Annotated in this window: 24 protein-coding genes; 10 read left to right on the plus strand and 14 right to left on the minus strand. The window is 60.4% G+C overall.

The window, feature by feature from the left end; all coding sequences use genetic code 11:
* Positions 1-182 precede the first annotated feature (182 nt).
* The 4 genes from MLD24_RS08215 to MLD24_RS08230 all read right to left on the minus strand — a co-directional run bounded on the left by MLD24_RS08215 (position 183) and on the right by MLD24_RS08230 (position 2,927).
* Positions 183-524, minus strand: a complete 342-nt coding sequence (locus MLD24_RS08215; protein WP_248166034.1) for a hypothetical protein — start codon at positions 522-524, stop codon at positions 183-185.
* Positions 525-631: 107 nt separating this feature from the next.
* Positions 632-1,387 carry a DUF3427 domain-containing protein gene (locus MLD24_RS08220; protein WP_248166036.1) on the minus strand — a complete coding sequence of 252 codons (756 nt, stop codon included), beginning with the start codon at positions 1,385-1,387 and terminating at the stop codon, positions 632-634.
* A gap of 770 nt (positions 1,388-2,157) precedes the next feature.
* Positions 2,158-2,532, minus strand: a complete 375-nt coding sequence (locus MLD24_RS08225; protein ID WP_248166038.1) for a DUF4124 domain-containing protein — start codon at positions 2,530-2,532, stop codon at positions 2,158-2,160.
* Positions 2,533-2,612: 80 nt separating this feature from the next.
* Positions 2,613-2,927, minus strand: a complete 315-nt coding sequence (locus MLD24_RS08230) for a hypothetical protein (protein WP_248166040.1) — start codon at positions 2,925-2,927, stop codon at positions 2,613-2,615.
* Positions 2,928-3,408: 481 nt separating this feature from the next.
* Here MLD24_RS08230 and MLD24_RS08235 point away from each other — a divergent pair, with 481 nt between their 5' ends.
* Complete coding sequence (locus tag MLD24_RS08235; protein ID WP_248166042.1) at positions 3,409-4,356, plus strand: endonuclease; 948 nt, start codon at positions 3,409-3,411, stop codon at positions 4,354-4,356.
* A gap of 12 nt (positions 4,357-4,368) precedes the next feature.
* On the opposite strand, the gene MLD24_RS08240 is transcribed toward MLD24_RS08235, so the two are convergent.
* The 8 genes from MLD24_RS08240 to MLD24_RS08275 all read right to left on the minus strand — a co-directional run bounded on the left by MLD24_RS08240 (position 4,369) and on the right by MLD24_RS08275 (position 12,558).
* The gene (locus tag MLD24_RS08240) at positions 4,369-5,433 is read right to left on the minus strand and encodes a DUF2955 domain-containing protein (RefSeq protein ID WP_248166044.1); all 1,065 of its coding nucleotides are present in this window, start codon (positions 5,431-5,433) and stop codon (positions 4,369-4,371) included.
* Between the two features lie 8 nt (positions 5,434-5,441).
* Complete coding sequence (locus tag MLD24_RS08245; protein WP_248166046.1) at positions 5,442-6,506, minus strand: HlyD family secretion protein; 1,065 nt, start codon at positions 6,504-6,506, stop codon at positions 5,442-5,444.
* The gene (locus MLD24_RS08250) at positions 6,496-7,020 is read right to left on the minus strand and encodes a MarR family winged helix-turn-helix transcriptional regulator (RefSeq protein ID WP_248166048.1); all 525 of its coding nucleotides are present in this window, start codon (positions 7,018-7,020) and stop codon (positions 6,496-6,498) included. Before MLD24_RS08250 ends, MLD24_RS08245 begins: the two co-directional genes overlap by 11 nt.
* Before the next feature lie 96 nt (positions 7,021-7,116).
* The gene (locus MLD24_RS08255) at positions 7,117-7,809 is read right to left on the minus strand and encodes a Frag1/DRAM/Sfk1 family protein (protein WP_248166049.1); all 693 of its coding nucleotides are present in this window, start codon (positions 7,807-7,809) and stop codon (positions 7,117-7,119) included.
* Between the two features lie 74 nt (positions 7,810-7,883).
* Positions 7,884-8,555, minus strand: a complete 672-nt coding sequence (locus MLD24_RS08260; RefSeq protein WP_248166051.1) for a 2OG-Fe(II) oxygenase — start codon at positions 8,553-8,555, stop codon at positions 7,884-7,886.
* A gap of 249 nt (positions 8,556-8,804) precedes the next feature.
* Positions 8,805-9,131 (minus strand): hypothetical protein, encoded by a 327-nt coding sequence (locus MLD24_RS08265; RefSeq protein ID WP_227173938.1) that lies wholly within the window; start codon positions 9,129-9,131, stop codon positions 8,805-8,807.
* Between the two features lie 268 nt (positions 9,132-9,399).
* A complete protein-coding gene (locus MLD24_RS08270) occupies positions 9,400-10,443 on the minus strand; it encodes a DUF2333 family protein (protein WP_227173937.1) in 1,044 nt (347 codons plus the stop codon).
* Between the two features lie 177 nt (positions 10,444-10,620).
* Complete coding sequence (locus MLD24_RS08275) at positions 10,621-12,558, minus strand: bifunctional diguanylate cyclase/phosphodiesterase (protein ID WP_248166053.1); 1,938 nt, start codon at positions 12,556-12,558, stop codon at positions 10,621-10,623.
* A gap of 257 nt (positions 12,559-12,815) precedes the next feature.
* Between MLD24_RS08275 and MLD24_RS08280 the strand changes: the two genes are divergently transcribed.
* Complete coding sequence (locus MLD24_RS08280; protein ID WP_248166055.1) at positions 12,816-14,429, plus strand: diguanylate cyclase; 1,614 nt, start codon at positions 12,816-12,818, stop codon at positions 14,427-14,429.
* A gap of 66 nt (positions 14,430-14,495) precedes the next feature.
* On the opposite strand, the gene MLD24_RS08285 is transcribed toward MLD24_RS08280, so the two are convergent.
* Together MLD24_RS08285 and MLD24_RS08290 are read right to left on the minus strand one after the other, a co-directional pair.
* A complete protein-coding gene (locus MLD24_RS08285; RefSeq protein ID WP_248166057.1) occupies positions 14,496-15,479 on the minus strand; it encodes a DUF6976 family protein in 984 nt (327 codons plus the stop codon).
* On the minus strand, positions 15,476-16,195 hold the full coding sequence (locus tag MLD24_RS08290) for a hypothetical protein (protein ID WP_248166059.1): 720 nt from the start codon (positions 16,193-16,195) through the stop codon (positions 15,476-15,478). The genes MLD24_RS08285 and MLD24_RS08290 overlap by 4 nt, the downstream gene beginning before the upstream one ends.
* Positions 16,196-16,646: 451 nt before the next feature.
* Here MLD24_RS08290 and aroQ point away from each other — a divergent pair, with 451 nt between their 5' ends.
* From aroQ to purH, 8 genes are all read left to right on the plus strand, one after another.
* The gene (gene aroQ / locus MLD24_RS08295; RefSeq protein WP_227173932.1) at positions 16,647-17,093 is read left to right on the plus strand and encodes a type II 3-dehydroquinate dehydratase; all 447 of its coding nucleotides are present in this window, start codon (positions 16,647-16,649) and stop codon (positions 17,091-17,093) included.
* 45 nt (positions 17,094-17,138) lie between these two features.
* Positions 17,139-17,591: an acetyl-CoA carboxylase biotin carboxyl carrier protein gene (gene accB, locus MLD24_RS08300; protein ID WP_248166061.1), complete on the plus strand. Its 453-nt coding sequence runs from the start codon at positions 17,139-17,141 to the stop codon at positions 17,589-17,591.
* Between the two features lie 19 nt (positions 17,592-17,610).
* Positions 17,611-18,957: an acetyl-CoA carboxylase biotin carboxylase subunit gene (accC, locus tag MLD24_RS08305; RefSeq protein WP_248166063.1), complete on the plus strand. Its 1,347-nt coding sequence runs from the start codon at positions 17,611-17,613 to the stop codon at positions 18,955-18,957.
* Between the two features lie 315 nt (positions 18,958-19,272).
* Complete coding sequence (gene prmA, locus MLD24_RS08310; RefSeq protein ID WP_248166065.1) at positions 19,273-20,169, plus strand: 50S ribosomal protein L11 methyltransferase; 897 nt, start codon at positions 19,273-19,275, stop codon at positions 20,167-20,169.
* 63 nt (positions 20,170-20,232) lie between these two features.
* Entirely contained in the window at positions 20,233-21,465 is a 1,233-nt protein-coding gene (locus MLD24_RS08315) for a DUF3426 domain-containing protein (RefSeq protein ID WP_248166067.1), read from the plus strand.
* 225 nt (positions 21,466-21,690) lie between these two features.
* A complete protein-coding gene (gene dusB, locus MLD24_RS08320; protein WP_248166069.1) occupies positions 21,691-22,689 on the plus strand; it encodes a tRNA dihydrouridine synthase DusB in 999 nt (332 codons plus the stop codon).
* Positions 22,686-23,003 (plus strand): DNA-binding transcriptional regulator Fis, encoded by a 318-nt coding sequence (gene fis, locus MLD24_RS08325; protein ID WP_227173926.1) that lies wholly within the window; start codon positions 22,686-22,688, stop codon positions 23,001-23,003. The genes dusB and fis overlap by 4 nt, the downstream gene beginning before the upstream one ends.
* Positions 23,004-23,086: 83 nt before the next feature.
* On the plus strand, positions 23,087-24,667 hold the full coding sequence (gene purH, locus MLD24_RS08330) for a bifunctional phosphoribosylaminoimidazolecarboxamide formyltransferase/IMP cyclohydrolase (RefSeq protein WP_248166071.1): 1,581 nt from the start codon (positions 23,087-23,089) through the stop codon (positions 24,665-24,667).
* The last annotated feature ends 14 nt before the right edge of the window (positions 24,668-24,681 follow it).

Raw genomic sequence — 24,681 nt, forward strand, 5'->3', positions numbered from 1 at the left:
CTTGCTCATGATTCTCCTCCTTGTGGAGATGATGAATCAGAGCTTAGGCACCTGTCCAAAATTTGGGGTCCACTTCAATTTACTTCCCATCTGACTCGAGAATCATTCTATTGTTAGCTATTGCAATTAGCAGGGCGTAATTCGCAGTTTTGGAGTTTAATAGTCGAACTGACAATCAGTTTTTAGCCTAGAGATGGCCCTGAACTCGGCCCTCGCTCAATGAGATCTTCAACGTCGTCAGTTAGTGTAATTAAGCAAGCGCGCGTATCCTCATTGCCGGACATGACGTTCTCTAGGTAAATCTCATAAAACTCGCGTGCGCGCTCTTCCTGCGCAGACCTCTCAGCTAGGTACTTCAAAAATCCCCTGCCCTGTCGCTCACTCTCAAATACTCCTAGAAAATAAGCGCCACAAAATACCAATACCGCGCCAGCTAAATCAAAGTCCTGAGGCAAATAATACTTGTCCTCCAGGTCCGGATACTCGTTAAAGATTGGCACAAAACAACTTTCAGCGAAATTCACTTAATCGCTCCTCATGTGGGGTGAAAACTGAGCAAGTGGAATATACCCACGTCCCATTAACCTAAATAATACACCCCCGAGGACACCTAAAACCGGGCCCTGCATCTCTAACGTCCCATTGAGGCCCTCAGCTCCTCGACCGAGTAGGGAGGGTTCCTACGATGTAGCATGGCATGGCAGTTCGGACATACCGGGACGAGATCTTTAACCGGGTCAACGCTGTAGCCTTCACCGACTTCGCTAACCGGTGTGGTGTGATGGACATGGATGAAGCCTTCTCCCAGCTCGCCATACTTTTCACCGAAATCTAACCCACACGCCTGACACCGTGCGCCGTGGTGTTGTATGCAGGCATCCCTGGCACTTCGATCACGCTCGTAGCGATTTACCAACACCTGGGTTCTCTGGCCTTCCTTGTAGCTCGCCGACGGAGAATACTCATCCGTAAAGACCGGCATATCGCTCTGCCCCTCAGAACCAAAAATCCAGTCGATTCTAGCCGGGCGCTCAACAGCCTGATGGGGGACAGGTACGCCAACGCCCGCATAGGTGAACGGGGCTCGATCCTGTTCCCGATAGAAAATCAAAGCCCGGTAATCCCCGGAAAATAGGTTCTGTATTGCTTCCTGGCCAAAATGGGATTGCCGTTTGCCATGCCATACGAGGCGCTCGCCTTCCCAGTAGTTCTCGTAATCGTGTCCAGTTCGTCCAGGAACACCCACATTGCAAAAAATGTAGTAGTCCGATCCGTGGCGATGGTATCCGTTGAGCCAATCACCACCCCTGCGATTCTCAGGAAGCTGTAAAAGATCGTAGATATCTTTCCTGGTGTAGGTTGAGCCAATGGTGAACAAACTATGCATAAGTCGACAACTCTAAAACAGTAGATGACTCAGAATATTTCAAACCACCCTCACATCAAAGGAAAGCACTTGACGCCGTCAACATGCTGAAAAATATAAGCCTTTGAGCTTGCAAGGGTAAATCCATTGATTTTTCGGTTGAATCTAGCTCGCCCTCATAGTTCCGCTTTTATCCACAGCCTATAAATTTCTTTGTATAGTCTAAAAAGCTGTTGACCTGTCAGGTCCAGTTGAAGGAGAAAGCGAAAGGAATCGTCAACGATGAACTAGCCACTACAGAGCCGATGCTCTAAGGAGATAACCATGGCTAAAACGAAAAGCGGAAAAAAGAAGGTACACGTGCCGGAGCACACAAAAAAGGGTAAGAACGGTAAGCCAGTAAAGGTTCGTGAGCACTACCGCTCTACCCCAGACTAAGCTAATAGCTAACAGCCTTTTGCCACCGGGGTGGAGCCCGGTGGCAACTCATTACAGGAGAGTTTGACCTCAATTTCAAGATAAATCTATACACCTGTGTAAATCAAAAGGTGTCAACAAAGTGTCTACAGGACTGTGGTTCTATGGGGTTTTGTGTGGTTCTGCAAAAACCTAACTTACTGTTTTATGGCGCTTTGTGGTTCTGTGTGGTGGTATGTGGGTGGCTTAATCGGGTTCGATCCCCGCCGTCTCCACCAAACCTCTCTCAATTAAGCCCCTGATTTCAGGGGCTTTTTTGTTTCTGACCTCACCGTTTTACCCCAAAAGTGTCAACCAAGTGTCCACGCCCCTAGCTAATCCACCACAAACCCACTCATATGCTGCAGCATCTTCATCACTTTGCTGCGCAGGTCTGCCGGACCTTCCTCGCCTTCAGGCGTACCGGGATCGAGGGTGTTGATGCCCAGGTCTTCACCAAGCTGAACGGCTGTGGTGGGCGCGTCTTCGGAGGGTTTCTGGCGCTGTTGCAGGAGCCGCTGTTTGACTTCAATGTTTTCCCGCATCGGGATGATGCTGGGGGCGCGCAGCTCCACGGGCGTTGCACTCTGGTCGCCGGACTGGTCGGAGAAATGGGTGACGCCGTTTTCGTCTGTCCAGGTGTAAACCTCAGCGCAGGCGTGGCCGCCGTACGCCAGGAGAAACACGCAAGGCAGCAGGATGTGTCGCATTATCAGGCCCTCCATTGGAAGACCTCAGCATAACCCAACGCAGACGCGAGGTGTGAATCCCCGCGTCGCATTCTGTGATTTTATGTAGCTTGTACAACAGGATGCACGACGGACCTGGGGACAGGATAAGCAGCATCACCGTCCTCCTCATCCAGGCTGACAAATCCGCGATCCCGAAACACAAAACCGCTGGCATCGTAGCGCACAAAGCCCAGGCAGATGCCGTCGACCTGCCAGGCATCGATCACCGCCACGGTGTCGCCATCTGCCGACACCTGCCGATAACTCAGGGTGTCGCTGGCTTTCGGCCAATCCGCACCCACCTGTCGACAGTAAGGCATCAGCGCCTCATCAGGCCCAAGTGCCAGGATTTGCCGTAAACGCTGCATGTTCATGAGTGTGCCTCCACTGTTGCCTCTGGTTGAAGCTGCCGGAATACGCCCGCCAGTGCCCGGCCCAGTGTCGCCACCTCGACGAATGGCCACATTGATTTCGGGCAATTTTTAGCCAGTTTGAAGAGATCATTCACTGGTCACTGGCACCGCCTGCGAGCAGGAGTGCCTCGCACGGCACCGCTGTCCGTCTGCTTGGGCACACACCGGGGCCAAAGTCTCTGGGGCCCCACAGAAAAAAACCGAAGACGTTGCCGCCTTCGGTTAAACACACGATCGTCTGAGCTCATGCACCCTCGTCGCTTTCTTCAGAATAAGAAAGAACGGTGACACTTTTGTGACATCGCAGACGCTCCCGCCCATAAGACACCAGACACCAGCAGCCAGTTTCAGATCGACACATAACCGATACACGTCAGCAACATAGCCCTCTTGCTGTGTGCGGCAGAATCTCCGCGCCACTCCATCACCTTAAGGATCATCAGTGCGCGCAGTTCGACCTCTGATTGCTCTCTTGCTGTTGGTGATTGCCTGCCAGGCCGTCAGCCAGCCGTCGTCCTTCCGACAAGCCAAATCCGAACTACGGGAGCGGGTCTACCACGACCAGAATGCCTCCGACACCGGCTCCTTCTACTGCGGTTGCCAATGGCAATGGGCCGGAACCAGCGGAGGCCGTATTGACCAGGCATCCTGCGGTTACCAGGTACGCAAGCAGGCCAACCGTGCCGCCCGCATCGAGTGGGAACATGTGGTCCCGGCCTGGGTCATGGGTCACCAACGCCAGTGCTGGCAGGATGGCGGACGCCGCAACTGCGCCGCCAATGACCCGCTGTTCGAGCGCATGGAAGCCAACATGCACAACCTGGCCCCCGCCATCGGCGAGGTCAATGCGGACCGCAGTAACTACCGCTTCGGCGTGCTGCCCCAGACCCTGTACCAGCATGGCCAGTGCACGTTCAAGGTCGCCTTCGGTGAGCGCACCGTGGAACCGCGGGACGAGGTCAAGGGCATGATTGCCCGCACCTACTTCTACATCCACGACCGCTACGACCTCACCATGAGCCGCCAGCAGCAGCAACTGCTGATGGCGTGGCATCGCCAGTTCCCGGTCACCGAGTGGGAGCAGGAGCGGGATCGTCGAATCGCCGGGGTCATGGGTCATCACAACCCCTTTGTAACGGGTGAGCGGGAATGGCGGCTGGGCCACCGCAATCTGGCAGAGGGACTGCGGGAAGGCGAGGCGCCAAACCTTGCGGAACAGCCCGCGTCCGCCACCGGTCAGGTTCGCGGTAACCGGCGCAGCAAGGTCTACCATCTGTCGGAAGGCTGTCCGAGCTTCGACCGGGTATCCCCCGACAACCGGGTGGAATTCGCCAGCCCGGCCGCCGCCGAAGCGGCGGGCTATCGCAAGGCCGGCAACTGTCGGAGTTGATCTGATGGGACACTAGCCCACCGGCACGGGCTCAGCCCAGCGAGTGGCCGCAAACCGGTTGAGCAGCAGGTGCATCAGATACACCGCCAGCAGCGCCAGCACCACCGCCACCAACAGTGAGCTGAACCGGTAGAGGTCGCTATAGACCAGATCCTGGGAGGGTGACAGGTATTGCCCGAACAGGATCGCCATGGTGGTCAGGGCGGCAAATCCGGCACCGGAGCCGCCGCCCTCCAGCAGATGCATGCGGGCGAACAGCATCAGGCTCAGCCACAAACCCACCGCAATAAACGGCAAGACATCGAAATGCCCCAGCAGCACAAGCTGAATCACCAGCCCGACGTTGCAGCCAACAAAGGTACCGATGGCCCGATTCCAGCCCGCTGGCACGGCGCCACGCCAGTTCAGCGGAAACAGCACCAGGACCGTCGCCACCTGGGCCGACAGGGACCCTTGCAGATCCAACACTTGGAATGCAATGAACGAGCCCGTGGCCACCGTTGTCGCCAGAATCACTTCATGGCGCCGGGTTTCCGCGGACTTGCTCATCACCGGCCGGGCCGGCCGCGCACCGGGCTCGGGAAACAGTGTGTGCATCAACAGGGTAATGAGCAGCGTTGACGCCGCAGCGCCCAGATTGGAGGTCACCATGCCGATAACGTCTGCCTGGGGATAACTGGCAAAGTGCAGCAGCATCGAAAGGTTCACCACACTCATAGCGCCAAACAGAAAGTATGGCCCACGAGCCATGGCGCGGAACAGCAGAGCAAACAGCGCCATCACCAGCAATGTCATCGGCACCGGCTTGTCACCCAGCAGCCCTTGCCCCACCAACACCACCAGGCTTACCAGGCCAATGTTGGCGAGGAACTGTCGCATAACGGCCACATTCAACTGCGGCACCATCCCCAGCAACAGCATCGGGAACACCGTATAGAAGGCGCCGTAGCTGGCACCGGTGAGCTTGGCAACCAGAAACCCCAGGGTGCCGCCAAAAGCGATTCGCAGGCACTGGTTCAGATCGGCGGTGTTGAAGGCCGTTTTACCGCCAGCCTGCATGGGCCGAAAGATCCGCATGATTCACCTCAGTAGATGTAGTGCACCAAACTGATGGCGTGAATCTGCAACCATCCCAACCAATCCGCCACGCCGCCACCGGGTAGCAACTGAACCGTCGCCCGGGCGCCCGACGGCAGACCAGAGAGCATTGACGGTGGGTTATCCAGCTTCAGGTGCAAGCGCTGACGCTGGGCATCCCGAACCCAGCGATCGGTCGCCTGGGGCGACGCCAGGGTACCGTCAGCGGCCATCTGCCCTGCCCGGGTTCCGGCATCCACGCCAGCCACATGGGCCGCAAACACCTCGCCAGGCCGGGCGTCAAAGACGATGGCTGCAGCCGTGCCGGGCTCTACATGAGCCAGGGATTTCTCCCGGAAATCTGCCACCACATCGGTTTGGTCAGTCACCAGGGCGGCCATGGCCATGCCGGCCTTGGCATAGGCACCAGGCTGGACCTGGAGATTGGAGACGACGCCGGCCTCTGTCGCCTGGACATCACTGTAAGACAGCGACAACTCCGCCTGGGCCAGAGCATTGCGGGCCTGACGCAGGCACAGGTTGCCATCGTCGCCTTCACCGCGCTGCACCGTCAGTTGGGTGACCCGGGCCTGGGCCGCATGGGTCTTGGCTTCGGCAGCCCGATGCTGGGCTACCCGTTGATCCAGTTGCTGTTGCGCCACACCCCCGCGCTCAAACATCCGCCGCAGCCGGCTAACCTCATCGGCCAACTCGTCCCGCTGAACCCTGGCGGCCACCAACTCAGCCTGTGCCGAGGCGATGGCGGCATCCGTCTGTTGGTTCTCCCTGACGGCGACTTCCAGCGCCAGGGCGGCTTTCTCCCGGGCCAGCTCAAATGGACGTCGATCCAGACTGAACAGCGTCTGGCCGGCGTCCACCCGCTGGTTGTTGGCAACAGCCACGTCGGCCACCCGACCGCTGACCTGGGGCGCCAGCGGCACCACCGGATGCAGAACCCGGGCCTGAGGGGAAACCGGCATCCACAAGTCCGCCACCAGGAAGTAGACAAACACCACTGCAAAGACCACCAGGGCGCAATGGACCCAACGGGCAAAACGTTGATCAGGCGTCATGATCCCCCCTCCCCACGCTGGCCAGATGGTTGCGGACGTTGTCTTCCATCAACTGCAACAACGCTGCCAGCTGGTTGAGCTGATCGTCGTCCATGCCGGCACAAATGGCCGCCCTGACCTCGCGCATTCTCACTTCCAGCTGCTGAACGCCGTCACGACCGGCCGGCGTCAGCCATAGTTGGTGGATCCGTCGGTCTTCGGTGCTGGGCCTGCGCTGCACCATGCCCTGACGTTCGAGCTGATTGAGGGTACGGGTGAGTGACGGCATTTCAATTGCCAGGGCGTGAGCCAGAGCCTGCTGACTGCAGCCATCCCCCAGATCGGCAAGATGAACCAGAGCAGCCCAGCGACACTCCGTCAGACCCAGCGGCACCGTCGCCTGATTGATGGCCTGGCGCCAGAGCCGGTGCAATCGCCCCAGCGAGCCCCCCAACGACGGGCGCAGGTCTGCGTGCAGGGAATAGGAGGTGGATTCAGGAAACGGACCGATGCCAGTGCGGCCACTTTCATTCATGTTGAGCTCCCGTCGGCGATCGCCTAATTATTTTGTTAGCTTGCTAACAACAATGATATTAAGTTAGTTAGCTAATAAAAATACGGAATATCCCGATCAGGAAACCCACAACCTCGCCCGAAACTCGGTTCGCCACCAGAGGTACGCCACGCCAAAGGCATGGAGGTTGATCAGCAACGCAAACCACCATTCAAAGGCGTCTTCAATACGGTCGTACAAGGGATGAACCAGCCACTGCAGCACCACTGACAGCAGCCCCAGCACCAGCATCAGACCACACAGCGCCAGTAGACGGCGCCCACGCACCCGGGGACCGGGCAGCCTGATCAACGCCGCACTGAACAGCAGCTCTGCCAGAAAGGTCAATGAGAAGTAGAGCACCACACCGGTGCGGCGCAGGCTGTGAAAGGTGTCGCCAATATGCCCCAGCACCACGGTATACAGCACCAACCCCAGGCAAGCGCCGATGCCGAGCCATGCCAACACCCTGACACCGGCACCAACAGCCCCCTGCTGACGCAACCAACGACCATTGAACCACCAGTAAAGCGCGCCCATCACCGCCGCCGGGATCATCAGCGCCTTGAACAGGAAATAGCCGGTGCCGTGGCGTCCGGTGCGGCTGATGCTGGTGCAACTGTCCCAGTACGGCAGGCACCAGGGCACATGGCCTTCGACGGCCGCCATCAGGTAGGTTCCATGCAGGGCAAGCAAGGGCAGCAAGGCCGTACACAGCGCCAACCACCACAACTGCACGGTGGTGCTGGTGGAAAGTGATGGTGTGCCCATGCCGCTGCCCCCAATACCAAGAGGCCTCTGACGCAATATGCATCAAAGGCCCTCAAAGCATAGACACAAATCTCTCAGCGGGGTGGGTCGACCCGCTGGGAATCAGACCCATTGACCCGGAACCAGCCGGCAATGGAGTAACGGTGTCTTGCCGCTGGCAGAACCTCGTGGGGAAACTCCTCACTCAGAAACGCCACTACGGTGCCCAGGGCAGGCGTCACTTTCAGGCCGTCGCGATTCTGTGCGTCGCGGTACAGCACCAATTCACCGCCCTGGTCCGGCTGCCACCCCGGATTGAGATAGACCACCAGCGACAGCACCCGGTTGGCCTGCCCCCGAAACGCATCCAGGTGCCGCTTGTAAAAATCCCCGGGGGCGTAGTGTGCGTAATGACTCTCAAACGAAAACAGCCCCAGAAAGAGCCGGCGATTGAGATAGGCCTGCAGGTCCGCAGCCCAGCTCAACCAGGCCTGGCCAACGTCTGACTCACCCGTCATCCAGCAGATCTCATCACTGCGCACAAACCCATTGAGATGGTGATCCTGCTCACGACCAATGCCCGCGGGGTCAAACAGCGTCATCCCCATGTCCCGGCACTGCTGCGCCAGGCCATTAGCCAGGTCGGCGGGCAAGGCGCCTGGGTTCACGCTGTAACCGCGCTCGCCCAGATCCCGGGCAATGGTTTCAAACAGATGGTCAGATTCGTTCTGACCAGAATCACGATAGGAATCAGGTAAGGCAAGCACGGCAAGTCCTCAGCAACTGCCCGGGCGGACAGCGGATTTATCCCGCTACCAGTGCGGCTGACACAGGCACACGCCCGTTCCCTGCGCTCAAGAACATGTCGACGGGCGCGGGTACGGAAAGCTCGGGCTTGGTCGTTGGGACGGAAGCGGGAGGGGTGGCGTGCCCACCCGCTGACAGGGCAGGCACATCCAAAGGACTAGATAATCCGAATCAATGAGGGTTGCAAGTGTTTTTTCGGAAATCCGCCATCAGTCCAGATGATCCAGAGTCAGCTCGAGGTCATAGTGCTCGATGTCCAGATCCCAGATGGTGTAGGTGTCACCATCCTCATCCTCGGCGCGAATGTCGAACACCGAGGTTTTTTCGTTTCGGACATCGATGCGCACAGTGTCACCGTTCAGCAACACATCCTCTCCAAGTTTGTCTTCCCCCCAGCTCTTGCGCTTGGCATGGCTGACGTACAGGTAATAGATGTCATAGCCGGTGTTGTTGGTCACATCCACATAGCCGTCAAATGCTGACGCACTGGTGGACGCGATCATCAGGGCAACAAACAGGGCAAAAATCCGGGTCATAACACAGGTCTCCTTTCTGCGACCGGTCCTCTCATGGACGCCCCGTGCCCGCAGGCACTTTGGAGCATGAATCTGATCGCGGGCAGGAAGGCCTGTGTCACTGGACGTCCGAACCAGTGCGATCCGCAAGCATCTTAATAAGATGAACTTCCGGTAATCAAGGCCAGATCGAAAATAGCCCCTCCATCGCCGGGCCGAAAGCCCGGTTGAAGGCGGGGCGTCGAGGAGGGGCCCGCCACCGGCGGCAGCCAGTGGCGGGTAGGCAGGATCAGCCCTGGGAGAGCAACTCCCGCAGATCGATGATGGCCGCGTTGGCCCGTGAAAGGTAGGCCGCCATGGTCAGGGAGTGGTTGGCCAGTACCCCGAAGCCGCTGCCATTGAGGATCATCGGGCTCCACATTTCGCCCTGGGAACCTTCCAGCTCAATGATGATCTGGCGAACACTGGCGGTAGCGTTCTTGTCCTGCAGCACACTGCGGAAATCGACTTCAATGGCCCGGAAGATGTGCAGCAGAGCCCAGGCACTGCCGCGGGCCTCATAGAAGGCATCGTCCAGCTCGGTCCAGGGAGTCTTGATCATCTCGCCATCGGCGGAGTCGGTCAGAGGGTCGCTGGCGGTACTCTCGGCCAGGGAATCCGACACCGACGCTTTACCCACGCTCTCCCCAAGCACCCGGGACAAGCTGCCGAGCCGGGTCTCAAGATCCGCCAGCCAGTTGCTCAGGTTATCGGCCCGGGCAAAGAACTGGGCGTCCGGCTGCTCTGGATTGGAGAGGCGATCCAGGTAGCGATACAGCGCCCGGATGCCCCGGCGGTACTCTGACTCGGTGGAGGGAATCGCCCAACTGCCACTGTCAAAGTGGAACTGTGGCTCCACCACCACCAGATCCTGGTCCTCGGCAGACTGGCTTTGCGAGCGACTGATGTCCTTGCGCATGGCGCGAGACAGGTCCCGCAACTGCACCAGCACGCCGTATTCCCAGGCCGGCATGTTGTCCAGCCACAGACCGGGCGGGAAATAATCGTTGCTGATGTAACCACCCGGCTTGTCCAGCAGGGTTTCGGCAATGCGGATCATGGTGACCGTGGTGGCAAAGCCAGTCACCGGTTCACGGTTCATTTCTGCTGCCACCGTCCGGGTATGCTCCCGCACGGAATACACATCCGGCTCACTGCTCCAGATCATGCCCAGGACCACCGTCACCAGCAAATAGATGATCAGCAACCCCAGCAGCCACTTACCCAGGCCACCAGCGTAATCGTTCACATCGTCCCGACGATCGCGAAAGTATTGTTTCATTCGACTCAGCATACCGTCCTTATTCCTTGTAATGGGGAGCCTATGATTAACTCCGGATAATCTCTGCCTTCAGATCACCGCACGAAGGCGATTCGGAGTTAATGAGCATTCCCAAGCCCCGGTTTATTCTGTGGTTCTGACGGAAGTTACCATGACGGAATCCCTACCGTTGTGCAATGGTACGCAGGGCTACTCAGCCTCGCCGTTTGCCGGTCCCGGACGACCGAGGTGGTAACCCATGGCGCCATCAATCCCCAGCGCCTGCAGGGTTTCCCATTCATTCGCGGTTTCCACCCCGGTGGCATAAACCTGCACGCCCAGGCTATGGGCAATTGAGACCACAGACTCCAGATAGAAGCGGTTGTCTTCGTGGGCCTCAATGCCGTGCACGAAACTGTGATCAATCCGCAACGCACGGATCGGCAGCCCCTGCAGATAGCTGAAAGGCACCCCGCCAACCCCGAAATGGTCGATCACCATCCCCACCCGGAGTTTCCCCAATGCCTGCGCCAGGGCTTTCACCGGTTTGCGGTGATGCCCCATGGCCTGCTCGGATACCCCGATCCACAAGCGCCGGCGAACATCGACTGCATCTCGCAGCAGTTCGATCAGTTGCTCCCGGAAATCGCTGTCCGCCAGCGATGACTGTCCCAACGACAGCGCCAACTGGCGATCCCGGTCCTGACGCAGCCAGTCGATGGCCTTGATCACCACCAGCCGGTCCACCGCCGGCATCAGCCCAAACCGCTCGGCAATGGGCACAAACACACCGGCACGGACCCACTCGTCGTCACAGCGAATGCGCGAGAACACCTGATAAAAAGCCGGCCCCTTGCCGGTTCGGGTGACCATCGGCTGCTGCCACAAACCCAGGGCTTCTTCCGCCAGGGCCGCCTCCAACCGCTGTCGCCAGCTTTCGGCGCCAAAGTGGGGCGCCTGGCCGGGATCGCCGCCACGGCAGCCGGTCTTGCCATCGGCATGGGCCTGGCGCATGGCTTCGTCGGCCATCGCCAGCAGTTCGCCCCGGCCCAGACCTTCTTCCGCCTGAGCGATGCCACCGTAGACCGCCACCGTCAGTGGCAATGACGCATCGGAATACAGCGCGTAGACCTGCTGCACCAGTTCATTGAACCAAAGCCGGGCATCGGCCTGGGCGGCACCGGGCAGATACACCGCAATCTCCGCCCCCATGCGGCGACCGGCGAAACCTCCGGCATGTTTGAGCACAAAGGCCTTCACCAGGTCGGCCACCCGGCCCAGCATCTGGTCTGCGGTATCACGACCGAACTGCTGGTTGAACTTGGCAAAATCCGACAACTGAAACAGCAACAGTGCGCCCGGGGCGGCCCGTTCCTCCGACTCCACTTCCACCCGCAGGCGCTGATCAAACGCGGTGCGGCTCGCAAGGCCAGTCACCGAGTCTTCATTATTGAGTTGTCGCAGATGCTGAATCAGCTTGCCCTGGCCCTCAAACAATACACCGAGGTCGTCCGACATCTGATTCATCGCCCGGGTCACCCGGTTCAGCTCACGGGTCGAAGATTGGGTAACCCGCTGACTGAAATCCCGCCCACTGACCGCCTGTGCCTGGGCTTCCAGCTGTCGCAATGGTCCCAGGGCACGACTGAGAATGGCAAACAGGATCACCAGCCCCAGGCCGCCAACCGTGGCGTTGATCGCCACCATGGCCAGACTGATGTTCCACAGGTCACGGTAGGCCTGCTGCGGGTTGCTGACCACCCGCACCGTGCCCAACAGATTCCAGCCCCGGGTCACTTCCGCCCTGCCCTCCACCAGCGGGATCTCCGCCAGGGCAATGAACCAGTCGGGCACACCGAAATTACCCAACGGTTCGGAGCGGGCCGCCACTGGCTGGCCGGCGTGATCCAGATACTGCACGCTGAGGTAACGACTGGAATCAAAGGCCGCATCAATCAGCGACGATGACGCCACCGGGTCACGGCCATCAATGGCGTGAGAAAGAGACATGCCCAGCGCCGTGGCGCCGTCGCGGGCGTGATCCTCGAGCTGGCCGGAAATGTAGTCACGAAAACTGCCCAGGGTCAGAACCAGGCTGGTAGACAGCAGCAGCAGGATCAGGCCGCCGGTGAATACCAGCAACAACATCCGCAGGGTCACCGCCCCACGTTGCCTGCCCGCGTCCGTGTCGGCTCTGGTGTGCGCCCGCGATCCCGCCATCACAATGCCTCAGAGGCCCTCAAGTTTCTGCTGTTTCAAGCAGTTGCATAAAAATTAAATGACAAACATTTACACAGCGTGACCTACGCCGACAACACTAAACACTATAGACTCTGAAAAACGACTAGTGTTGGAATTTTGGGGAAGATCCCCTGTTGGAATGAGATTTCCAGGCCGGAGCCACGATGAACGAAGAAAGCCAAAAGGAAAAGCTGAGGCAACATTTTGCCCGCCGCGTGACCACCCAGGCCCGGGTTGTCCTCGATACCTGGCAAAAGATCCGCGAAGCCGGCAACGATACCGCCGCCTTCCAACATGACTTCGCCACCGCCATCGACAAACTGGTGCGGTATGCCCAGCGCTTTGAAATGGACAAACACGCCAGCGCCGGCCAGCAGTTGCTGACACTGATAGCCGAGTGGCCGGCCAGTGAGGCCCTGCCTGAGGAACTCACCGCACCGATCCAGCACTGGGTCGACGAGCTTTCCCGCGCCACCCTGCGACGGGCTGACCAGCACCAGGACGAATCGCCCCGGATCTATCGTCGCACCCCGGTCTACATTGCCCTCAACAACAGCGAGATGGCGGGGCGGCTGATCAAGCAGATGGAGTTCTTCGGCTTTCGTGCCTCGGCTTTCGACAAGGCGGAAGACCTGATGGAAGCCTGCGCGCTCCACAAGCCGGAAACCATCCTGATGGACGTCAGCTTCGGCGGCCAGAGCGATGGCGGCCTGGATGCCATCGAACGGCTGCAGGAACGCCATGACACCCCGATCCCCATCATCTTTATCAGCGATGAGGACGGCACCATCGAAACCCGTCTGCGGGCATCCCGTTGCGGCGGTGAAGAATACTTCTATCCGGCGGTGGACCCGGGGCAGTTGATAGAGAAGATCGAAACCTACACCCACGGCAACACCGTGGAGCCTTACCGGGTATTGGTGCTGGACGACTCCCGTGCCCAGGCCAAGTTCATGGAGACGGTGTTGGGCAAGGCCGGTATGAAAGCCCACATCATCACCGACCCGATGCAGATCATTCACGCCCTGGAGGAGTTCTCGCCGGAGATCATCATTCTCGACATGTACATGCCCGGCTGCACCGGCATGGAAATCGCCCGGGTGATCCGCCAGCAGGATCGTTTCCACAGCGTGCCCATCATCTACCTGTCGGCGGAGGAAGACGTCACCAAACAGCTCCACGCCATGAGCCTGGGCGGCGACGACTTCCTGACCAAGCCCATTGATCCCAAGCACCTGGTGGCCACCATCCACAACCGTGGACGGCGCGCGCGCTCGCTGCTGGCGCTGATGATCCGCGACAGCCTAACCGGGCTGTTCAACCACACCCACACCCTGCACCTGCTGGATCAGGAAATCGTCAAGGCGCGGCAGAAGCGACACCCGCTGTGCTTTGCCATGATCGACATCGATTACTTCAAGAAGATCAACGACACCTACGGCCACCCCATTGGCGACCGGGTGCTGCGAAGCCTGTCGATGTTCCTCAAACAGCGCCTGCGCAAGACCGATCACATCGGCCGTTATGGCGGTGAGGAATTTGCCATCATCCTGCCCGATACCCGGGCGGAGGATGCCGAGCGGGTGCTGAACGAAATCCGCGAACGCTTTGCCGAGCTGGTGCAACCGGCGGGCGATCGCGAGTTCTCCGTCACCTTCAGCTGCGGCGTGGCCAGCTGGAACAACGAATCGGCGCAACTGGTGTGTGAACGTGCCGACCGCGCGCTGTATCAGGCCAAGGCCAACGACCGCAACTGTGTGGTGCCGGCCGTCGACTGACGCACTGGCGGTCAGGGCTCGCCCGCGAGGCGGCCCTGACCGCCAGCACACTACACCGCCAGTGACTCAGATTCCGTCCAGCGTCACCATCACCGCCGTCTGGTTCATCAACTGATAGCCCACTTCCCCAAAGGTGATGGGGCCGTCCAGTCCCTCGGTCCGACGGCCTTCCAGGCCACAGTTCAGGTAGTTGAGAATGCAGTTGCAGCCAAACACCACCGGCCCGGTCCGGGGCGGCATGGCCGCCAGGAATTCCACCGGATAGTCCTGCACCGGTCGCGCCAGGCGGTAGCCCACGCCCTCAAACACCGGGGCGTAGAACCGAACCCCGTTCGCCTCCACCGCCTGCACACTGACATTGATCATCGCGCCACAATAATCCGCCACCAATGGCAGCGAACCTGCGCCAGCCTGTTCGATCAGATAATGGGCAAAGTTCGCAGGCTGACCATCAACCAGGCAATCGCTCACCTCAAACCCGGTGCGCGGGAAGCGGATCTCTGGCCCGTCCCCCGGTTCAAACAGGTTGATGGCGTGGACATTGGCGACCAGCTGCGCGGGCAGTTGCAGGTGTAATACCACCGCTTCATTGACCGCAACGCAGCCATCCCGGCCGTCCACCACTACCGCCGTATCGCTCCCCACGTCGTCAATCGCAATACCGGCCACCCAGCCCACCAGCGGTTTCAGGTACATCTCCGGATACAGCGGCGCCTCGCGGGCGAAGGCTTCCAGTATCGCGCTGCCAGCCGGCAGGATCAGCACCGACAACCCGTGCTCTGGTGCTTCTTCCAGAACCTCCGGCAAGGTCTCCGGCTGGTAGCGCCGGATATGACCCTGGAGGTCACCAAAGCGCTGGACGAAGACCCGCTCCCGATCCTGGCAGCCGCCCTGTTCCGCCATGAAGTAGGGCGTTGAGCCGGCAATCCAGTTTCCCCTGGGCAACCGCGTCAGCACCGCACGGTCGGCGGCCAGCGCCAACAGCTCACCGGTCCCAATCAGGGCCGTCACCTCGGCCACCGACATCAGCCCGCCCGCTACCGCAGTCATGAGCCATCCCCCTGCATGGGTGACCCACGCAATGCCGCCAGCCGATCAATCTCTTCATCCAACTGGCTTTCGTGCTTGATGAAGAAACGACGGATGTCGTTGATCTTCAGCAGCCGAGCCTCTTCTCCCTGCAACTGGGCAAACTCCTGGCGAGCCCGTGCCAACAGCAGTTTCAGACTCAGCATACGCACCGGCATCGGTTCATCGTCAGTAAGCAACTGGCGCCAGACTGGATCGGCACTGGGGGGAATACGCCCGGGAGCGGCCTCGCCAACGGTTTCCCGGCTGACCCGCTGCGCCAGCTCTGGCGCGGTGCCCGGCAGCGTACCTTCGCTGAGGGCGTGACGAATCTGCCAGGCCAGATGGACATCGATCAGCAGCAACTCACAGACCTGGCGATAGCTCAGCCCCGCCTGCAGGCATGTGACCACCCGCTGGGCCAGACCATGGGTGAACTCCTGATCCACCGGTCCCAGAAACGGTAGGTCGGCGTCAACCTGCTCCGGCAGGGCCGCGTGAACGTATACCGCGCAGTCGCCAATGTTGGTGTGACGCCAGCGCGACTGGCCGCTGCCAGGGCGGTAGCGACCAAACCAGGCACGCCCCTGGCCAAGATACAGGTGCAGCTCACCGCTGGGTTCGTCCAGACGAACCCGACCGACGTCCCACGGCGGCTGTAGCCCCAAAAGGTGGCGACACAGCTCGAGGTCTTTCATTCCCGCTCCCTCCACGTCCTGTTGCGAACGCCCGGAACTGACCGCGCACTCACGACATTGTTGTTATTGCAATGATGTTGGCACGGCCACCCACGGCCCAACACCGCACTCTGGCAGTATTGCCCTGGCACTTGCGTGCCGACCCGAAAGTGCCATCTGCCACGTCACCATCACTGCTGATCCCCCAAATTCCGTCGATGCCTCCCACCGCGGTTATGAAACCAACGTCTTATGGACGCTTCTTATTGGCTTTCCCACAATAGGCACGCTGACGCCCCACGGAGGGACCGTCGAGGCGACCGTTTCGGTTGCCACCCCGACGATGTCGCAAAACTGTCACACCCAGAAAACCAGAATGTAAGAAAACCCTGGGATTAACAGCATGGATTGGTGGAAAATGCCGCGATTTTCGGCGATCCTGTAAAAAACCCAGCTATCATCAAAGGTACTCATGGCAACAATTCTGGTTCTCCATGGCCCCAACCTGAACATGCTCGGCACCCGTGAACCGGAGGTGTACGGCAGGGAGACGCTCGCCGACATCGACGAACGCCTGCAACAGCAGGCCGCCGACGCCGGTCACCACCTGCTGCACCTGCAGTCCAACGCTGAATACGAGCTGATCGAGCGCCTCCACGAGGCCCGTCGGGAAGGAGTGGACTTTGTGATCATCAATCCCGCCGCGTTCACCCACACCAGCGTGGCGCTGCGGGATGCCATTCTGGCGTCCGACATTCCCTTTATTGAGGTGCATCTGTCGAACGTGCATGCGCGGGAAGCCTTCCGCCATCATTCCTATTTTTCCGATATCGCCATCGGCGTTATCTGTGGCCTCGGCAGCCAGGGCTACGACCTGGCGCTACAGGCCGCACTGAACCAGCTACAACAACGCGGTTGACCACCGCTTCACGAATTCAGAACACAGAACGGGATTGAACTGACTATGGACATTCGCAAGATCAAGAAACTGATTGAGCTGCTGGAGGAATCCGACGTCGAAGAACTGGAGATTCATGAGGGCGACGATTCCGTCCGCATCTCCCGCCGCCGTGAACAGGCCGCCGGTATGGTCGCCCAGTACACCGCGCCCGCACCTCAACCGGCCCCGGCGCCCGCCGCTCCGGCTGCCGAAGCCGCTGAGCCTGCTGCCCCGGTAATTTCCGGCCATACCGTGAACTCACCGATGGTGGGCACCTTTTACCGAGCGCCGTCGCCCACCGCCAAGGCATTCGTGGAAGTCGGCCAGCAGGTCAATGCCGGTGACGTCATCTGCATCGTCGAAGCGATGAAGATGATGAACCAGATCGAAGCCGACAAAGCAGGCACGGTCACCGAGATCCTGGTCGAGAACGGTCAGCCGGTCGAGTTCGACCAGCCCCTGATTGTCATTTCCTGATAGCGGGTGAAGCTGAGCCATGGCCATGATAGAGAAAGTCCTGATCGCCAACCGGGGTGAAATCGCCCTGCGTATCCTGCGCGCCTGCAAGGAACTGAACATTCGCACGGTGGCGATCCACTCCCAGGTGGATCGCGACCTCATGCACGTCCGGCTGGCGGACGAGTCCGTCTGCATCGGCCCCAACAGCCCGGTGGACAGTTACCTGAACATCCCGGCCATCATCAGCGCCGCGGAAGTTACCGATTCGGTTGCCATCCACCCCGGTTACGGTTTCCTGGCGGAGAACGCCGATTTTGCCGAACAGGTGGAGAAAAGCGGTTTCCGCTTCATCGGCCCCAACGCCGACACCATTCGCCTGATGGGCAACAAGGTGTCTGCCATCAACGCCATGACCCGCGCCGGCGTCCCCACGGTACCGGGCTCTGATGGTCCGATCACCGATGACGACGCACGCACGCTCAAGATCGCCCGCGAGATCGGCTACCCGGTCATCATCAAGGCGGCTTCCGGCGGCGGTGGTCGCGGTATGCAGGTGGTCCACACCGAAGCCTCGCTGCTGAAGAGCATCCAGATTACCCAGTCCGAAGCCGCGGCCGCCTTTGGCGATCCCACGGTGTACCTGGAGAAATACCTGGAGCGGCCTCGCCACGTCGAGGTGCAGGTTCTGGCCGATACCCACGGCAACGTCATCCACCTGTGGGACCGCGACTGCTCCATGCAGCGCCGTCACCAGAAGGTACTGGAAGAAGCCCCCGCCCCCAACATCGACCCGGAAGCCCGGGAACAGACCCTGAACGCCTGCGTCCAGGCCTGTAAGGAAATCGGTTATGTCGGCGCTGGCACCTTCGAGTTCCTGTACCAGGATGGCCGTTTCTATTTCATCGAGATGAACACTCGGGTCCAGGTGGAGCATCCGGTCTCGGAAATGGTGACGGGTGTGGATATCGTCCGTGAGCAGCTTCGGATCGCCAGCGGTCTGCCGCTGCAGTACAGCCAGGACGACATCAAGGTGTCCGGCCATGCGCTGGAGTGCCGCATTAACGCCGAGGACCCCCAGACCTTCGTACCCAGCCCGGGCAAGGTCAAGCACTACCATGCCCCTGGCGGCAACGGCGTGCGGGTGGACTCACACCTCTACAGTGGCTACACGGTCCCGCCCTATTACGATTCCCTCATCAGCAAGCTGATCACCTGGGGGGATGACCGTGACATCGCCCGTCGGCGCATGAAGAACGCGCTGGACGAACTGGTGGTGGAAGGCATCAAGACCAATCAGCCATTGCACCGAAAACTGGTACGCGATGGCGGCTTTAAACAGGTAGACTTCACCATCCATTACCTGGAGAAGCTGATTCGGGACTGACCCCGCCGACCTCCAGGGTAAATACGGCCAAGGAGCCTCTGATTAACTCTGGATCACCTCTGGCCTTCAGAGCGGTTCACACTCAAGGCGCGGCTTTGCAGGAAGGCTGGTTGCCTTTCAAGAAGGCGCAACGCCGAGTGTGGATCGCTCTGAAGGCCCCGAAGGGCGCGCTCTGAGGGCTGTACCTGCGGCATTGCGGCCCTTGCCAAGGACGACGGCCATTGACTGCGAACCGCGCCTTGCAGCTACAGCCCTCAGATCGCGCAGAGGCGATTCGGAGTTAATCAGAGGCTCCCTAACAAACAGGACCTCAGTATGCCCTGGATACAACTCCAGATTCCGGCTGATCCGGACACCGCGGATCAGCTGGAGGATCTGTTGATGGAGATGGGTGCCGACGCCGTCTCGATGGAAGACGCCGCCGACCAGCCCCTCTACGAGCCCGATCCGGGTACCACCCCGCTGTGGCATCAGACCCGGGTCACCGGGCTGTTCGACTCCGGTCGCGACACCGAGCAGTTGTGCAACGCCATCCGCGATGGCTGGCATCAGCAGACCCAGCAAACCCTGCCCGAAATCGACGTCACCCTGGTGGAAGACAAAGACTGGGAACGCGCCTGGATGGACGACTTCCAGCCACTGCGTTTTGGCAATCGGCTGTGGATCGTACCGAGCTGGCACCAGCCCCCCGATCCGGAGGCCGCCAACCTGATGCTGGACCCGGGCCTGGCCTTTGGCACCGGCACCCACCCCACCACAGCGCTTTGTCTGGAGTGGCTCGACAGCCAGGCCGTGGAAGGCTGCCAGGTGATCGATTACGGCTGTGGCTCCGGCATTCTGGGGCTCGCTGCCCTGTTGCTTGGAGCGGACCACGTCATCGGTGTCGACACCGACCCCCAGGCCCTGGAAGCCAGCCGCGACAACGCCCGGCGCAACCAGGTGGAGGACCGCAAGCTGGACCTGTACCTGCCGGAGCAGGAACCGGACACCATCGCTGACATCATGCTGGCCAACATTCTTGCCCAGCCACTGATCGGCCTGGCCCCCCACCTGGCCAGCCGGGTTCGGGACGGCGGTCTGCTGGTGCTGTCGGGCATTCTGGCCAACCAGGCCCGGGAAGTGATGGAAGCCTACGAACCCTGGTTCATCATGGACGAGCCGGTGCAGCAGGAAGACTGGATACGCCTCACAGGTCGACGCACCAACAGGTGACGAACGCAGGTCGAACGTCTAAACTGCCCCGAGTCAACGCGCCGCCCCCGACAGGATTGAAGGATGCCTGAGAGTCGCCCCGAGAGCAGTCTGCTCACCCGCTGCCCCAACTGCCAAACCCAGTTCCGGGTAACGGACCAACAGCTCGGTATCGCCAACGGCAAAGTCCGTTGCGGCAACTGCATGAAGATCTTCAATGCCGTTGAGCACCAGACAGCACCGCCGGCAAGTTCGGCCAGCGAAGGCCAAAGCGCCGCTGCCGGCTTCACCGCGACCGAGGACGACCTGGTGTTCCAGGACGACCCGGAAGAGGACGCCACCGAGCACAGCTACGCCGGCAACAAGCTGACCTTCTCCGAAGACGAGCTGAGCGATAGCTTCCGCAGCTTTGATGAGGAAGGTCCCAGCTTCGACACGGAAGAGGCGGACGAAGAGCAGTCCCAGGTGGATGAAAGCTGGGCCGAAGCCATGCTGCTGGAAGAGCCCCGCAAGGACACAGCCAAGCAGACCTCGACGGAGGCGCCCACCGAACCGGAGCAGCCCCGCGAAGAGGTTCGGAACCGCGAGCCAGATGCCCGGCCGGAACCGCCCCGGGAGCCCGAACCCGAGCAGACCCCAGCACCACAGCCTCGACCGGAACTGGCGCTGGAGCCCACCGATCACGAGCCGCTGCAGGCCAGCGCGCCACCGGCCGCTGAGTCAGCAGCGCTGGAGTCGTTCAGCGCCGAGCGCGAGCGGCCCAGCTACAAACCGGCCTCGCCCTATCAGGATCTCGGCCACGATCCCATCTCGTTGGACAACGGCGGTCGCAGTTGGCTGCGCACCACCGTCTGGACCCTGCTGGTACTGGGACTGCTGGGCCTGCTGGGCGCTCAGGTCGGCTACTATCAGTTTGACCGGCTGGCGGCGATTCCCGAACTCCGGCCCTACTATGAAACAGCCTGCCAGTACGCCGGGTGCGAACTGAACCCCCTGGTGGATGTCAGCCAGATCAAGAGCCGCAAACTGGTGGTCCGCACCGACCCGCAACAGCGGGATGCGCTTGTCGTGGATGCGGAAATCATCAACCGGGCGCCGTTCGACCAGCCCTTTCCGGCGATTGCCCTGACCTTCTCCAACCTTAATGGCGATGTGGTTGCCCAGAGTGTTTTCCCACCGGAAGACTACCTGGCGGGGGATGCCAGCGACCTCACGGCCATGCCCAATGGCGTACCGGTGCGGATCGCCATCCGCATTCGCGACCCCGGCCGCGACGCGGTCAACTACAACATCGCATTCCGGCGCTACGCCCCGTAAGCGAGTGCTGACTTCCGGCCAGCACTCGTTGGCAACCACACGCCCAAAAGTCAACCAACAAGCGCGAAAAATAATCAGTTTTTTCGCGCTCAGGCCCCTTCAATAGCGCCAATCTCGGCGGTATCATTGTCGCCCTTCGGAAATCGGGCTGGTTAATACCTGTACAGGTAGAACGCCGGTGCCGCCGAATAACTCTGGTGTATCGTGGTGAAACGGACTGAGATTATGCTGCCAACGGCAAACATCGGGCCGTACACATTGCCCAATCCGCTGATTGTGGCGCCCATGGCGGGCGTGACCGATCGCCCTTTCCGGCTGCTCTGCCGGCGCCTGGGGGCCGGATTGGCGGTTTCCGAGATGGTGATCGCCGACAGCAAGCTGTGGCACACCCGCAAGTCCAGGCTGCGCCTGGACCATCAGGGCGAACCCGAACCCCGTTCGGTGCAGATCGCCGGCGGTGATCCGGAAATGCTGGCCAACGCCGCACGACTCAACGCCGAGCACGGCGCCCAGATCATCGACATCAACATGGGATGTCCGGCCAAAAAAGTCTGCAACAAGGCCGCCGGCTCCGCACTGATGAAAGATGAGGCCCTGGTCCGGGACATCCTCCAGGCGGTGGTCGCCGCCGTCGAGGTACCAGTGACGCTGAAGATGCGCACGGGCTGGGACCAGGAACACCGCAACGCCCCCATCATCGCCAGGATGGCGGAAGATGCAGGTATTCAGGCACTGGCCATCCATGGCCGGACCCGGGCAGATGCCTATAAAGGGTGTGCCGAGTACGACACCATCGCCGAGGTGAAATCCCGGGTCAGTATCCCGGTGTTCGCCAATGGTGATATCACGTCACCGCAGAAGGCCCGACAGGTGCTGGCACACACCGGCGCCGATGGCCTGCTGATCGGCCGTGCTGCCCAGGGAAGCCCCTGGATCTTCCGGGAAATCCTGCATTTCCTGGAAACCGGACAACAACTGCCCGCCCCGGATCTGAACGAGGTGGAGCAGATACTGACCGAACACCTGAGAGCACTGCACGAGTTTTACGGCGAGGTCATGGGCCCCCGTATCGCGCGTAAACACGTAGGTTGGTATCTGCAGGCTCACGATGAGAGCAGAGCCTTCAGAAAGCGCTTCAACGCCATCGAGGATGGGTTGGAGCAACGAGATGTGATTCAACAGTATTTTGCAGCCTTACGAAATGGAGAGGTATTCGCAGCATGACCGCTGAGACTCTGGCAAACGAAAACCGGATTCCGTCCACTGGTGATGACATTCACCAGCTGCAGACGGTCAACGGCAGTGGTAACTCCGTTACCCTGCGCGACAGCGTGGAAGTAGCCCTGAAAAACTACTTCGCACAGCTCGACGGTGCCCCGGTCACCGATGTTTACCAGTTGGTGCTGTCCGAGGTGGAAGCACCGTTGCTGGAGCAGGTGATGAAGTACACCCGCAACAACCAGACCAAAGCCTCCACCATGCTGGGGCTCAATCGCGGCACCTTACGCAAGAAACTGAAGCAGTACGGTCTGCTATAATCCTGGCATCCAATCCCTACGAGGGCCTCCCGACATCATTCGCGAGGCCTTCATTCGTTCAGACCCAACGAAAAATGTGACCCATGGCTAATCAGGTAAATACCCCCGTCCGTCGTGCGCTGATCAGCGTTTCCGACAAAACCGGCATTGTTGAGTTCGCCCGCGCCCTCACCGCTCAGGGCGTTGAGCTGCTGTCCACTGGCGGCACGTTCCGCCTGCTGCAGGAAAACCAGATCGCTGTCACCGAAGTCAGCGACTACACCGGCTTCCCGGAGATGATGGACGGTCGCGTCAAGACCCTGCATCCGAAGATCCACGGCGGCATCCTGGGCCGGCGCGGCACCGACGACAGCGTCATGGCGCAGCACCAGATCAACCCGATTGACATGGTGGTGGTCAACCTGTACCCGTTTGAGGCCACCGTCGCCAACCCCGACTGTGACCTGGCGACAGCCATTGAGAACATCGACATCGGCGGGCCCACCATGGTGCGTGCCGCAGCCAAGAATCACAACGACGTTGCCATTGTGGTCAACGCCTCCGACTACGACCGGGTGCTGGCCGAGCTCGCCGACAACAACGGCGAACTGAGCTACGCCACCCGGTTTGATCTGGCGGTCAAGGCGTTCGAGCACACCGCCGGTTACGACGGCGCCATTGCCAATTACCTGGGCGGCCGCACCACCGACAACGACAACGCCGACTTCCCCCGCACCTTCAACAGCCAGTTCGTCAAGGTGCAGGACATGCGCTACGGCGAGAACCCGCATCAGCGCGCCGCCTTCTACGCCGAGCGCAACCCGCGGGAAGCCAGTGTCGCCACCGCCAAGCAGTTGCAAGGCAAGGAACTGTCGTACAACAACGTCGCTGACACCGACGCCGCCTTGGAGTGCGTCAAACCGTTCGCCGATCCGGCCTGCGTGATCGTCAAGCACGCCAACCCCTGTGGCGTGGCCATTGGCGCCGACATTCGCCAGGCCTACGACCTGGCCTTTGCCACCGACCCCACCTCCGCATTTGGCGGCATCATCGCCTTCAACCGCGAGCTGGACGCCGAGACCGCCAAGGCCATCATCGACCGCCAGTTCGTGGAAGTGATCATCGCGCCCACCATCACCGCGGAAGCGGTTGAGATCGTGGCCGCCAAAAAGAACGTGCGCCTGCTGGCCTGCGGCGAGTTCAGCGCCGAGCGTGAGAAGGCCATGGACTACAAACGGGTCACCGGCGGCCTGCTGGTGCAGGACCGGGACCTGGGCATGGTTGCCATGGACGACGTCAAAGTCGTCACCGAGCGCCAACCCACCGAAACCGAGCTGAACGACCTGCTGTTCGCCTGGGAAGTGGCCAAGTACGTTAAATCCAATGCCATCGTCTACGCCAAAGCCGGCCGCACCATCGGCATTGGTGCCGGCCAGATGAGCCGGGTCTACAGCGCCAAGATCGCCGGCATCAAGGCCGCGGATGAGGATCTGGAAGTGAAGGGATCGGTGATGGCCTCCGACGCCTTCTTCCCGTTCCGGGACGGCATTGACGCCGCCGCCGCCGCCGGCATCCACGCGGTGATCCAGCCTGGTGGTTCCATGCGCGACCAGGAGGTGATCGACGCCGCCAACGAACACGGCATCGCCATGGTCTTCACCGGCATGCGCCATTTCCGCCACTAAGCGTTAAGGATTCA

The organism is Marinobacter xestospongiae, assembly GCF_023156385.1.
GTDB classification, from domain to species: Bacteria; Pseudomonadota; Gammaproteobacteria; order Pseudomonadales; family Oleiphilaceae; genus Marinobacter; species Marinobacter xestospongiae.

Bases quoted from the DNA above. Each gene is read 5' to 3' on its own strand.
- MLD24_RS08220 (WP_248166036.1), bottom strand. From the start codon at position 1,387: ATGCATAGTTTGTTCACCATTGGCTCAACCTACACCAGGAAAGATATC.
- MLD24_RS08225 (WP_248166038.1), bottom strand. From the start codon at position 2,532: ATGCGACACATCCTGCTGCCTTGCGTGTTTCTCCTGGCGTACGGCGGC.
- MLD24_RS08230 (WP_248166040.1), bottom strand. From the start codon at position 2,927: ATGAACATGCAGCGTTTACGGCAAATCCTGGCACTTGGGCCTGATGAG.
- MLD24_RS08240 (WP_248166044.1), bottom strand. From the start codon at position 5,433: ATGCGGATCTTTCGGCCCATGCAGGCTGGCGGTAAAACGGCCTTCAAC.
- MLD24_RS08245 (WP_248166046.1), bottom strand. From the start codon at position 6,506: ATGACGCCTGATCAACGTTTTGCCCGTTGGGTCCATTGCGCCCTGGTG.
- MLD24_RS08250 (WP_248166048.1), bottom strand. From the start codon at position 7,020: ATGAATGAAAGTGGCCGCACTGGCATCGGTCCGTTTCCTGAATCCACC.
- MLD24_RS08255 (WP_248166049.1), bottom strand. From the start codon at position 7,809: ATGGGCACACCATCACTTTCCACCAGCACCACCGTGCAGTTGTGGTGG.
- MLD24_RS08265 (WP_227173938.1), bottom strand. From the start codon at position 9,131: ATGACCCGGATTTTTGCCCTGTTTGTTGCCCTGATGATCGCGTCCACC.
- MLD24_RS08270 (WP_227173937.1), bottom strand. From the start codon at position 10,443: ATGCTGAGTCGAATGAAACAATACTTTCGCGATCGTCGGGACGATGTG.
- MLD24_RS08275 (WP_248166053.1), bottom strand. From the start codon at position 12,558: ATGTTGTTGCTGGTATTCACCGGCGGCCTGATCCTGCTGCTGCTGTCT.
- MLD24_RS08280 (WP_248166055.1), top strand. From the start codon at position 12,816: ATGAACGAAGAAAGCCAAAAGGAAAAGCTGAGGCAACATTTTGCCCGC.
- MLD24_RS08285 (WP_248166057.1), bottom strand. From the start codon at position 15,479: ATGACTGCGGTAGCGGGCGGGCTGATGTCGGTGGCCGAGGTGACGGCC.
- MLD24_RS08290 (WP_248166059.1), bottom strand. From the start codon at position 16,195: ATGAAAGACCTCGAGCTGTGTCGCCACCTTTTGGGGCTACAGCCGCCG.
- aroQ (WP_227173932.1), top strand. From the start codon at position 16,647: ATGGCAACAATTCTGGTTCTCCATGGCCCCAACCTGAACATGCTCGGC.
- accB (WP_248166061.1), top strand. From the start codon at position 17,139: ATGGACATTCGCAAGATCAAGAAACTGATTGAGCTGCTGGAGGAATCC.
- accC (WP_248166063.1), top strand. From the start codon at position 17,611: ATGGCCATGATAGAGAAAGTCCTGATCGCCAACCGGGGTGAAATCGCC.
- prmA (WP_248166065.1), top strand. From the start codon at position 19,273: ATGCCCTGGATACAACTCCAGATTCCGGCTGATCCGGACACCGCGGAT.
- MLD24_RS08315 (WP_248166067.1), top strand. From the start codon at position 20,233: ATGCCTGAGAGTCGCCCCGAGAGCAGTCTGCTCACCCGCTGCCCCAAC.
- dusB (WP_248166069.1), top strand. From the start codon at position 21,691: ATGCTGCCAACGGCAAACATCGGGCCGTACACATTGCCCAATCCGCTG.
- fis (WP_227173926.1), top strand. From the start codon at position 22,686: ATGACCGCTGAGACTCTGGCAAACGAAAACCGGATTCCGTCCACTGGT.
- purH (WP_248166071.1), top strand. From the start codon at position 23,087: ATGGCTAATCAGGTAAATACCCCCGTCCGTCGTGCGCTGATCAGCGTT.